Origin of the sequence: Spiroplasma endosymbiont of Lariophagus distinguendus (assembly GCF_023846195.1) — a bacterium.
GTDB lineage: Bacteria > Bacillota_I > Bacilli_A > Mycoplasmatales > VBWQ01 > Spiroplasma_E.
The window spans coordinates 1-11,686 of the sequence record NZ_JALMUW010000033.1 but is presented as its reverse complement, the minus strand read 5'-3'; the positions used below and the strand labels follow the sequence as shown (position 1 = coordinate 11,686).

Sequence of the window (11,686 nt, the reverse complement as noted above, 5' to 3'; positions counted from 1 at the left end):
TTGAAGTTATCAAACGTAATGAATTTATATAGTATATTTTATTTGAAATACAATAAAAACTATTTCATTTTTGTAGAAAATAAATATTAGTAAATAGTTTAATAACATTGATTGATAATTAACAAAATATTTAAAATATAATTTAATCAATAAGTAAACATTGCAACTTGTTAAATGATTATGATATTATGGTTTTATGATTACTTTACCTGAACATATTAAAGGAGAAAAACATGAGTTATAATCACCAACAAATAGAAAAAAAATGACAGCAGTATTGATTAAAAAATGAAACTTTTAAAACAAATATTGATGATAATAAAAAACCAAAATCATATATTCTTGATATGTTCCCTTATCCTTCAGGATCAGGTTTACATGTTGGCCATCCTAAAGGTTATTGTGCTACTGATGTTATTTCACGAGTTAAAATAATGAATGGTTTTAATGTTTTGCATCCAATTGGTTGAGATGCTTTTGGTTTACCAGCTGAACAATATGCCTTAAATACAGGTAATAATCCAGAAACATTTACTAAACAAAACATTAATAATTTTCGTAAACAATTACAAAGTATTGGTCTAAGTTTTGATTATAATAAAGAAGTTAATACTACAGATCCTCAATATTATAAGTGAACACAATGAATTTTCATTAAACTTTATGAACAAGGGTTAGCTGAAATTAAAGATGTTGAAGTTAATTTTTGTGAACAGTTAGGAACTGTTTTAGCTAATGAAGAAATAATTAACATTAATGGTCATATGGTTTCTGAACGTGGTAATTTCCCAGTTATTAAAAAACCAATGCGTCAGTGGGTTTTAAAAATTACTAAGTATGCTGAAAAATTATTAAAAGGATTAGATGATTTAGACTGACCAAATAGTGTTAAGGAATTACAACGTAATTGAATTGGTAAAAGTCTTGGAACACTAGTTGATTTTATAGTTGAAAATAATAAATGTAAGGTTTCTATTTTTACTTCAAGGGTTGATACTATTTTTGGTGTTTCATTTTTAGTACTTGCCCCTGAACATCCATTAATTCATGATTTAACAACTAGTGAATATTCGCAAGCAGTTACTCAATACTGTTTAGCTGTTAAAACTAAAACAGATTTAATGCGTCAAGGAGATGATACTTTAAAATCTGGTGTTTTTACTGGAAGTTATGCTATTCATCCTTTTACTAAAAGTAAATTACCAATTTGAGTTGGTGATTATGTTTTAAATCATTATGGGACAGGAGCAATTATGGGTGTTCCTGCACATGATAGTCGTGATTTTATTTTTGCTAAAAATAAAAAGTTACCAATCAATTTTATTATGAAAACTAATAATAAAAATGAACCATTTTTGGGTACTAGTGAATATATTAACTCTGATTTTATTAATGGTAAGGATTTAGAAACAGCTACTAATTTAATTGTTAAAAAATTACTAACTTTAAAACAAGGAAAAGTACATACTGCATATAAGTTACGAGATTGACTTTTTTCTCGTCAACGTTATTGAGGTGAACCTTTTCCGATAATTTATTGAGAAGATGGTACAATATCAACAGTAGATGAACAACAATTACCAGTATTATTACCAAAAATGACTAATATTAAGCCATCTAATTCGGGGAATGCACCTTTAACTAATGCACCAAATTCCTGATTACATGTAACTAGAAAAGATGGTGTAAAAGGAAAAAGAGAAATTAATACAATGCCACAATGAGCAGGTAGTTGTTGATATTATTTAGCATATATTTTAAAAAATGATGATGGTACTTATTGTGATTTTAATAGTGCTATTGCGCAAAAACGTTTTAACTATTGATTACCGGTTGATTTATATATTGGTGGTCAAGAACATGCTGTTTTACATTTATTGTATGCTCGTTTCTGACATTTAGTGCTATATGATTTAAAGTTAGTTAATGTTAAAGAGCCATTTTTAAAATTGGTAAATCAGGGTATGATTCTTGGTGAAAATAATGAAAAAATGTCTAAATCACGCGGTAATGTTGTTAATCCAGATGATATTATTAATGAATATGGTGCTGATACTTTGCGAATATATGAAATGTTTATGGGGCCATTAACAGCATCTTTACCGTGATTAAATAGTGGTTTGGTTGGTTGTTATAAGTTTTTAATGCGTATTTATCGTCTTGTTAATAAAGATGAGTATAAAATAAAAATTACTACTAAGAATGATAAATCATTAGATACAATTTATCATCAAACTGTAAAAAAAGTAACTAATGATATTAATGATTTAAATTTTAATACTGCTATTGCACAACTTATGATTTTTATCAATGCTTGTTATAAAGCACCAACTATTTATCAACAATATTTAGTTAATTTTTTAAAATTATTAAATCCATTTGCTCCACATATTGCTGAAGAATTATGATTTCAATTTGGTAATAAAGAAAGTATTAATAAAAGTCAGTTTCCAAGTTATGATGAAAAATTTTTGATTACTAGTGAAGTTACTATTGCTATTCAGATTAATGGTAAAACGAAAATAACTTTAGTAGTAAAAGAAAATTTAAATAATCAAGAACTTTTAAAAGTAGTTAATAATGAAGAAAAAGTAAAACATTGATTGCAAGATAAAACAATTATTAAGACAATTTGTATACCAAATAAGATTGTTAATTTTGTTGTTAAGTAAAGGAGGAATAATGAAAGTTGCTATTATTTTTGCAGCAGGAATTGGCAGTAGATTACAACCTATCTCAAATAATGTTCATAAATCGTTAATTAAATTTAAAGGTTTAACTTTAATTGAACATATAATTAATCATTTAATTGAAATACATGATTTAAAAAAAATTATTGTCATTACTGGTCATTTAAAAGATGAATTTAATTTTCTTACTCATAAATATTCAAAATTAATCTTAATAAATAATCAACATTTCCTTGATTATAATAGTGGTTATGCTTTGACATTAGTATCATCATATTTTAATGGTCAAGATGATATTTTTATTATTTCTGGTGATATGATTAGTATAAAAAATATTTTTTTAAATAATTTTTCAACTAATATGATGGCCGCTATTAAGCGTGATCATGATAATATCAAAGAAGATTGAAGTTATAAATTAAACAAGAATGGTAATATTATTGATATTATTAAAAGTAAAAAAAAGGATAGTTTCTTGGCGGGAGAATGAAGTTATATTACTAAAAAATGAGCAAAAGTTCTTGGTGAAGATTTAATAAATCCACAACAAGAACTTGTATTGCAAACAACAATGGTTGGTAAATATTTAATTAGTAATAGTATTAAACATAATTTTGAATTAAAACCTTATGTTTTATCATTTGATTGTCATTGGGATGTTGATAATATTATTGATTTAGAACGAACTAATAAATATTTTAAATAATTTAAGTAGTTAATTTTTTTCCAGAAGTTGTTGTTGAAACTACTGGAATTTCTTCATGATTACAACTATGTGCAACATTTTGGAATGGATTAGTAGTATTACCATTTAATTTTAGTGCTTCTGCTGTTGTTTCTGCTACTGATTCATTTTCTGGATCTAGTGCATCTACTTCTTTAAAACTAACTTGTCCATTACTATTTGTAGAAACATTATTTTTTTGATTAACATTATCTTTATTTTTAATAATATTAACTGATTGATTTAGTTTAGGCTTTTTAGTTCGATTATTAAATAGTGAAACTAAAAGTTTTTTTAATCATATGTATGGAAAAAAAGAAATATAAGCGACATCTTTTGCAAATTTTACAATTCAATTTCTACTACCACCACCAGAAGAAGAAGTTGCTTTTTCTTTTTTATTTTTTTCACCTTGTAATTTATCAAAAATTTCTTTACTTGGTTGTTGCTGTTGTTGTGCTGACATAATTTTCACATCCTTTTTTATTTAAAAATAATTAGGTTCCACTTATCTAATAAAAAAGAATAAGTCGAACCTAATGGTCTTTAATAATTTAGTTTATTATGATGTTAGTATAACATATTTTCAATTTTTAAGCACAATAATTAAAAAAATAACATACTTACTTTTGAGGGTGGTTGGCCCTAATTACTGGACCACTTTCATACTTTTTTTCTAAATTTTAATTTGTAAAATTGGTGGTTTTAGAAATTTAGAATGTATTCTTTCATAATTATAAAACATAACATATTGATTTACATCATTTATAGCTTCATTGATTGTTACAATATTGTTTGAACCTTTGCAATCATTCTGAGATAAATGAGAATCAGTTTTCTGATAGAACATTACCGCCAATATCATAAGGCTGTTTTTGCTTAAGATTATTTGTTTGTCAATAGTTCAGTTGGATATGTCTTGGCAATAAAATTCAGCAGCATTATCTGAATGTAAAATAACGCTTTTGATTTGTTTTAAAGAAAATTGTTGTGTTATTTTTCAAGAGCAGGTTTTATTAAATCTTTATATGATTTATTAGAAGCAGTATTATAATCCAATAAACATTATTTGAATAAAAATCAATAATTACCAAAAGGTATAATCAGCCTTCTTTAGTATTGATTTGTTTAAAATCCATTGATCAAATTCTGATTAGAAGAAGTTGTAATTTTATAATTCTTTGTTGACTTTATCCATTGTAGGTATTCACTTATGTGCAGTCTTATTTTTACTAGCTGGCTATTTTTAGTTTGTTTTAAACCTTGATGTTGTGGATCTTCAGTAATTTTCGCATTTGTTTTGTTGATAATCTCTATATTTAAGTGAATGCTTTTGTTTTAATCATTCTTTAAATGCTGAAAAATTCGTAAATATCCATACCCTAATCTTTCTAGAATGAAATTCAATTAAAATTTGCATAATTTGATATTTATGGTTACAATGACTGGCGCGTGATTTATTTCTTTTTAATAGGTTTTTGTTTGTTTTTAAAAGTAATATGTTGGATCTGTTTAATTGAAGATATTGAGAAAGATGTCTAATCGAATATTGATTCTTGCAATGATCAATAATTTTAATTTTTTGATTAATATTTAATTTTCTAATAAATAATTCTATTTGTTTAATTTTATCCATTAATAAAAATCCTTTCATGTCAAAATTAGTGTTAATTATATAACACAATTGTTTTTCGAATACATTCAGGTTTTTTAAATTAATGGTCTAGTAAAAAGGGCTAAGTGCCTAAGTGCCAAGTGCCACCCATCCAACAACTAATTTATCTTGAAGCAGATCAAGTAATTAAACAAATTAGACATTTAAGTTATGAACAATTTTCTAATGAAGTAAAAAATGATGAAAGTTTTATTAAATTAGAAGAATGAACATCTAGAATAAAGTAGACACAGAATTGTAACTTGTGGCAAAACATGCATACATAAACAATATTCTTTATATAATGACTATCAAAAGAAGAAAAGTTAAAAATAATAAAAATAAGTAAAATTAAAACAATTGATAAAACCGCATTAGAGTATGGTATTGGTCGATCATCAATAAAAGAATGAATTAAAGCATATAAATTATTAGGGGTGAAAAAGGTTTAGAATATGGCAATGGAATTGTGCTAAAAAAACCAAAGAACAGGTCGACCTAAATCTTTTAAATTTTAATGAAATGACAAAACAAGAATTAATTGAATATATTGAGGCAATGAACGATATAAAAGATGAAAACTGACAAAAAGAAGAAATATTTGTGATTTTCTCATTGAAAAAAATATGATTGTTATTTATGTTGATTATTAAATGTTTCAAAACTTTGTGATATTAAGTGGTAATTAAGAATGAATGAATGAATTTAATAAATGAGATACATTTTGTTAATATAATTAAAAAATATACAATTTCAAGAAATTTATGGTTATAAAAATGATAACTTTGAATTAACAAAATTTATAATTTAAAATTAAAATTTCATATTGTATATAGATATACAGAAAAATATGGAGTTTAAAATAAGGTTCGCATAAAAAAAAATTGATTATAGAACTAAACTATGAAGTTTAAAATATGATAATTTATTAAAATTCGCATTTTTTCAACTACTTAATTTAAATCAAAAATTAGGTACTGATATAACTTATTTATTAACTAATGTAAAACATATTATTTACTGAATTGTTAAAGATTTTCATAATGTATGAAATATTAGATTATAAAATGGGTGCAAGTTTATACATACTTGTTGTCCAAAACATCCAAAGCTTTGAGTTAATGCTCAAAAAACCTACTTCATGAATTTTATTGAATCAGATCAAGGATTTCACTATACAAACTCTTATAAAATTTTATGTGATGAATTAAAAATAAAAATTTCAATGTCTAGAAGAGGTAATTCCTGTGATAATGGTGCTACTGAAACTTGATTTGGAACAATGAAAACAGAATTTCTATATCAAATTCCAAGAAAAAATAGAACTATTGAATGAATACAAGACAACTTACCTAAATATATTTACTTTTATAATAATTATCGACCTCAAATAAAATTAAAAGGAATGAGTCCAATCGAATATCGATTAGCTCATTCCAAACCAACAAATAATTACTTCATACCTATAAATTTAACACTTACAAACGCTATTTTATAAAATTTAATAAATGGTTACTTTTATTGTCCACTTTTCTTGACAAGTTCAGAAAATAAGGATACAACTATTATTAGAATACCATTTTTTGATTTCATTAATAACCTTAATGAGAAACAAAAAGAAGAATAAGTATATAAAATAAAAAGTAAGAAGTTTATGAAAAGTATTAAAAGGGATAATATTTAGAAGTTGCTTGGGCTGGCATTGTATTTTTTAAGTAGTTTAGTGGTTACTCCATTAGTGTTCCTGTTAAAGCAACTTTTTATGCAACTGTCAATATGTGCTTTAATTTCTGAGCTATTGTTGGTGGAGTTGTTAATAGGATGAGAAAAGTAGAAGAAAAATAAAAATTTTTTTGCCTAATTGAAAATCAAAATGAAATAAATATAGAAAATAAATCCAAGAAGAATTATTTTAGTTTCACTCTCCAGAAGCAAAACAATAAAGAATTTTGAATAGTTTTCAACAAATTTGAAATAATAATAAAATAAAAATTTTATGGATATGCAAAATGAATCTTAAGTCAAAGATTTGAAGAAAATAAAAGAGAATTAAACAGCAAAATTTGGAAAATATTTATAAAAGAAAAGATGAATTACAAGAACAAGTAGAAGCAGCAAAAAAGATTTTATGCAGAGCAAAATGGAGCAACATGAAAATAAATTAGAAATGATTACTTTGTGGCAAGTGAAATTAATAAAGAAAATCAAAAACCTCAACTGATGAACACGATTTAAGAATCTTTTGAGAGCACAGTTGTTGCTTTTACCAATGAAATAGAAGAAATTTGAAAAATAATAAAAAAAGTGATAATCTTGTGAGAGAAGATGTTAGAACCTGTTTAGGATCTTTTTAATAAAATTGAAATAAAGGAAAGAACAACCATTTGTAAGCTAGTATTTAATTTTCTTTCACAATTTTTTCATAATCTTCTGCATTTTTCTAATCATGCAAAACTTCGTTCTACAACTCATCTTTTGGCAATAATACAAAAGAAATGTAACGTCATGTTTGATAACTCTAACATTTGCATTTATGATTGTTTTGATTTTAAAAGCAAATTTTCGTACCACAGTATAACCAGCATCTACTAGTATTTTTGAACTTTAGATAAATTTTCTTTTCATTTCAATCATTATTATAGCACTGTTACGATCTGTTTTTTCTGCTGTGGTTATGTAAATTGCATGTGGTAAGCCTTGAGAATCAACAGCAATATGACGCTTTATTCCTGAAATTTTTTTACCAGCATCATAACCTTTATTTTTAGCAGTATCTGTGTTCTTAACACTTTGTGAATCAATTATACAAAAACTAGTTTGTTCTTTTCTACCATTATTGATACGAACTTTTCTAACTAATTTTTTAAAATTACTTGTCATGCTAGGTTCTTTATCACTATTTTTACTTCAAATTTGAAAATACACATACAGTTTGTCATTTTGGAAAATTTTTTGGTAACATTCTTCATTGACATCCACTTTTTAATACATATAAAACTGCACAAAATACTTCATATAAATCTAAATTTCTTGGTTTTGTTTTCTTTTTGCTATTTTCTAAAATTGATCTTATGTTCTCAAATTGTTCTTTAGTAACATGACTTGGATAATTTTTATGCATATATACCCCTTATCTTAAAATATATAGTCATTTTACGTTATTTTATAAAAGATTCCAAACAGGTTCTTAGAGAAAAGTCACCAAGTAGAAAGATGAGACAAATATCTTTATAATCTAAAAAGGAGATAAAGTTATGAATAAAGAAGAAAAGAAAAGTAGAAAAAGAACTTTAATAAATCAGCTAAACGAAGAGTTGCAAATATGGAAAAAAAAGATTAACACGCGAAGACAGAAAAAAGTAGAAAAGAAAATCTGAAAAACAAAATAAGACTTCAAAAAGTCGTAGTTGATTTTCAAAATAAATAGTTTTTTAAAAGTCTACTGATAAATACAAAAAAGTTAGGTAATACTTAGGCTTTTCTCCCTTTATGTACTATTTTTAAATTTTATCACATAAATGCTGAGAAAAGCCTATCTACGGACTTCTCCCCACATTTTTAAATCAAACATAGCATTACAATTTCAAAACTAGGTATCTTATTGAATTTATATGCAGCTTCTTTTGCATATAAATGAACATGATGTTTTGCAACTTTGATATGTGTTTTAAATGTTCTTCTTATATGTTTTCAAACTGATTCAATTTGGTTGGTATTTACACCAGGCTTTGAAACATACTATCTTGATGATTGACTGTTTCATGCTTAGTGAAAACCGATTTAAAATCGCAATATCCTTTCTTCAAAAATCAGTATGTACATGACACTTTGAAGAAATGTGGTTTCGTAAACTGCAGCATTTTACTTTGCATTTTTCAATACTTTCTCACAATTAATTTATTGGTTGTTTTTCATAAATACAACAATCAAGGTTTTATTCACCAAGGATCTTCCTTGTTTTTAAAAACCCATATGTGAAAGATATTTCATCCATTTGCACTATGCCCCTCAACAATAAATTGTGATTCTTGTTTGCGAATATGTTCTGGATTTTATGACCCATTCTTCAAGCAGTTTCAGTTACCCTCAATTCTTTTGCAACATCAGTTGATGAATTCCATGTTTGGTGTTTATTCATCTAAAGATGAGATAAAACCAAGATTTCAAAGGTATTGTGACTTGTAAAAATGGTGCCATGAAGAATACTAAATGTTTGATGACATTTCAAACATCTTGTATTCTTCTTAAAATCAGAAGTATTCAAATTTGTTCAGCCACACCTGATACATTTATTTTCCTTCAAACTTACTATATATTTCAAACAATCTTGTTCTGTTTGAAAAGTATTGTTGAACTCATTCAATTTCATTGTTTCCTCCACAAGTACATGTGGGGAGAAGTCCGAATACTTATTTTAAAAATATTACCTAACTTTTTTTATGTTAAAGTTTTAATAAATTTTAGAACTTCATCATAGTTTGGTTCTAATGTTACTTCTTTAACAATTTGTAAATATATAACTTTATTATTTTTATCAACAATGATAATAGTACGTGCTAATAATTGGATTTCATCAATTAATAAATTAGTAGTATTACTAAAATTATTTTCATTATTACGATAATCACTTCAAATATGAAAATTATTATTCATTTTTAGTTTTTCACAAAAGCGACTTTGAGCAAATGGTAAATCTTTGGAAATAGTAATGATAACTAAATCTTTTAATTTAGTAGCCTCTTTATTAAAGTGTATAGTTTGTAAAGCACAAGTTTTAGTATCAATGCTTGGTACACTAGAAATAATCTTAAATTTATTAGTGAATTGTTCTAAATTCATATTATCCATTGTTTTATTAACTGCAGAAAATGATAAAGTATCTCCAACTTTGATTATTTCATTTTTAATATGAACGGGTTTACCTTTAATTGTTAATTGCAACATAATATTTTTTTCTCCCTTTTTATCAAATGTATTTATAATATTATTATAACTAAATTTATTAAAGATAATCTATTAAGGAGTAACAAAGTGTTAAAAATTTTAAATAAATTTAAAATTGCTATTCAAGAATTTAAAATGGTTTTTAAAGCAGTGGGGACTAAACACATTTATAAAAATAAAAGAACAATTATTAAAAGTATTGCACTATGTTTTATTCCATTTTTATATGCTTTTATTGCTTTATGAGCTTTTTTTAATCCATTGGGAAATATTAATCGTTTACCAATTGCTTTAGTTAATAACGATAGTTCTGCAGTAGGAATTAATCGTGTTATTAATCGACATAATTTAAATTTGGATAATGAAAATCCTAATAGTAGTGGTGCTTATGAATTTAAAATTAATGATTTACAAATTAACAATGAGAAAAAAACATTTACTGTTTATTATTATGATGATTGAAAAAGTTATTATCAACATCAAAATGACAAAACTTTTTTAACTGAAATTATTATTGATAGTTGTTTTACTAAGGATTTTAATGATTTTTTTAAACAAGCTTTTAAAGTAGTTATTGATAATATTAAAACTCCAGAAAGAATTTGGAATCTTATTAATCAAATTACTATTAGACCAAAAATTAGTTTACAAGCTTCATATAAAGTTAGTCCGATTTTAGGTGAAATTAATGATTTTGCTTTAAATGCATTAAAAGATAATATTTTTAGTAAGTTTTTACCTGTTGTTATTAGTGATCAAGTATTTGATTATTGAGATAAAGATGCTTCTGATTCAGGTTATCACCATTTACAACCAATTTTAAAAGAAATTTATGGTATTCTTTCAATTGTTGTTCCTGGTTTAGGTCCTCATGCCGAACAATTTAATGATAATATTGATAGTGTAACAAGAAACGAAGAGATTAAACATATTAAAGTTTTAGAACATGATTATTGAATGAATCATACTTTATTGGTACCTATTAACTTTATTAATTTTAATATTAATATTGAAGGTCAAGATAAATCTCCTTATGGATTTGGTTTGGGTCCATATTTCATGTGTATTGGAATGTGAGTAGGTACTTTATTATTAACTTTTACTTTTATTAGAAATAAAGATATTCCAAAAACTAAATTTTGATCAAACTATTTAGCTAAATCAGCATGAATGATTATTTTTGGTTTAATTCAGTCAACAATTTTAGTAACTTCATTATTACTATTATTTAATAATATTGATTTATGACAACGATTTTGACAAATGTTTTTATACATGTGATTAATAGCAATTATTTTTGATTTGGTTGTTCAATCAATTGCTCACATGTTTCGTAATCATGATTTGGGTAGATTTTTAATTGTTATTCTTTTAATACTACAACTTTCTTCATCAAGTGGTACTTTTCCTGTTGAATTAGAACCCAAGTTTTTTCAAGTAATGTATAATTTTTTACCATTTAGTTATGCAATAAAAGGATTAAGAGAAATTCTTATTAATCCTAATCCAATGACTATTTTATGAAGTATTGGTTGTTTATTAATATTTATTATTATTTTAGTACCATTATCGTTGTTACTTAATTGATGACATGATCATAAAGATGCAAAAAATGAAGTTGGAAATAAAAAAATAAATTAGTTGTTAATAATTCTTCATCATTAAAAAATAAGG

11 protein-coding genes and 1 pseudogene are annotated in these 11,686 nt (G+C 24.9%); 6 read left to right on the top strand and 6 right to left on the bottom strand.

Going from position 1 to position 11,686, the window contains the following annotated elements:
* The first annotated feature begins 233 nt into the window (after positions 1-233).
* Complete coding sequence (gene leuS, locus M0D11_RS03800) at positions 234-2,672, top strand: leucine--tRNA ligase (protein WP_252320237.1); 2,439 nt, start codon at positions 234-236, stop codon at positions 2,670-2,672.
* 10 nt (positions 2,673-2,682) lie between these two features.
* On the top strand, positions 2,683-3,396 hold the full coding sequence (locus tag M0D11_RS03795) for a sugar phosphate nucleotidyltransferase (RefSeq protein WP_252320235.1): 714 nt from the start codon (positions 2,683-2,685) through the stop codon (positions 3,394-3,396).
* A gap of 1 nt (position 3,397) precedes the next feature.
* On the opposite strand, the gene M0D11_RS03790 is transcribed toward M0D11_RS03795, so the two are convergent.
* The 3 genes from M0D11_RS03790 to M0D11_RS03780 all read right to left on the bottom strand — a co-directional run bounded on the left by M0D11_RS03790 (position 3,398) and on the right by M0D11_RS03780 (position 5,068).
* Positions 3,398-3,880: a hypothetical protein gene (locus M0D11_RS03790; RefSeq protein WP_252320233.1), complete on the bottom strand. Its 483-nt coding sequence runs from the start codon at positions 3,878-3,880 to the stop codon at positions 3,398-3,400.
* Positions 3,881-4,090: 210 nt separating this feature from the next.
* Positions 4,091-4,264, bottom strand: a complete 174-nt coding sequence (locus M0D11_RS03785) for a hypothetical protein (RefSeq protein WP_252320231.1) — start codon at positions 4,262-4,264, stop codon at positions 4,091-4,093.
* 396 nt (positions 4,265-4,660) lie between these two features.
* Entirely contained in the window at positions 4,661-5,068 is a 408-nt protein-coding gene (locus M0D11_RS03780) for a hypothetical protein (protein ID WP_252320229.1), read from the bottom strand.
* Between the two features lie 86 nt (positions 5,069-5,154).
* Here M0D11_RS03780 and M0D11_RS03775 point away from each other — a divergent pair, with 86 nt between their 5' ends.
* Both M0D11_RS03775 and M0D11_RS03770 read left to right on the top strand, forming a co-directional pair.
* Positions 5,155-5,316, top strand: coding sequence for a hypothetical protein (locus tag M0D11_RS03775; RefSeq protein WP_252320227.1), 162 nt, complete (start codon positions 5,155-5,157; stop codon positions 5,314-5,316).
* Between the two features lie 893 nt (positions 5,317-6,209).
* Positions 6,210-6,566 (top strand): IS3 family transposase, encoded by a 357-nt coding sequence (locus M0D11_RS03770; RefSeq protein WP_252320225.1) that lies wholly within the window; start codon positions 6,210-6,212, stop codon positions 6,564-6,566.
* A gap of 841 nt (positions 6,567-7,407) precedes the next feature.
* On the opposite strand, the pseudogene M0D11_RS03765 reads toward M0D11_RS03770, so the two are convergent.
* A pseudogene (locus tag M0D11_RS03765) lies at positions 7,408-8,189 on the bottom strand (IS5 family transposase).
* A gap of 133 nt (positions 8,190-8,322) precedes the next feature.
* Here M0D11_RS03765 and M0D11_RS06870 point away from each other — a divergent pair.
* Positions 8,323-8,457, top strand: coding sequence for a hypothetical protein (locus M0D11_RS06870; protein ID WP_256468402.1), 135 nt, complete (start codon positions 8,323-8,325; stop codon positions 8,455-8,457).
* A 545-nt stretch (positions 8,458-9,002) separates the two neighbouring features.
* On the opposite strand, the gene M0D11_RS03760 is transcribed toward M0D11_RS06870, so the two are convergent.
* Together M0D11_RS03760 and tpx are read right to left on the bottom strand one after the other, a co-directional pair.
* Positions 9,003-9,206 carry a hypothetical protein gene (locus tag M0D11_RS03760; RefSeq protein ID WP_252320223.1) on the bottom strand — a complete coding sequence of 68 codons (204 nt, stop codon included), beginning with the start codon at positions 9,204-9,206 and terminating at the stop codon, positions 9,003-9,005.
* Positions 9,207-9,505: 299 nt separating this feature from the next.
* The gene (gene tpx / locus M0D11_RS03755; protein ID WP_252320221.1) at positions 9,506-10,012 is read right to left on the bottom strand and encodes a thiol peroxidase; all 507 of its coding nucleotides are present in this window, start codon (positions 10,010-10,012) and stop codon (positions 9,506-9,508) included.
* A gap of 87 nt (positions 10,013-10,099) precedes the next feature.
* On the opposite strand from tpx, the gene M0D11_RS03750 reads away from it, so the two are divergent.
* Positions 10,100-11,653 carry a YhgE/Pip domain-containing protein gene (locus M0D11_RS03750; protein ID WP_252320218.1) on the top strand — a complete coding sequence of 518 codons (1,554 nt, stop codon included), beginning with the start codon at positions 10,100-10,102 and terminating at the stop codon, positions 11,651-11,653.
* Positions 11,654-11,686: the final 33 nt, after the last annotated feature.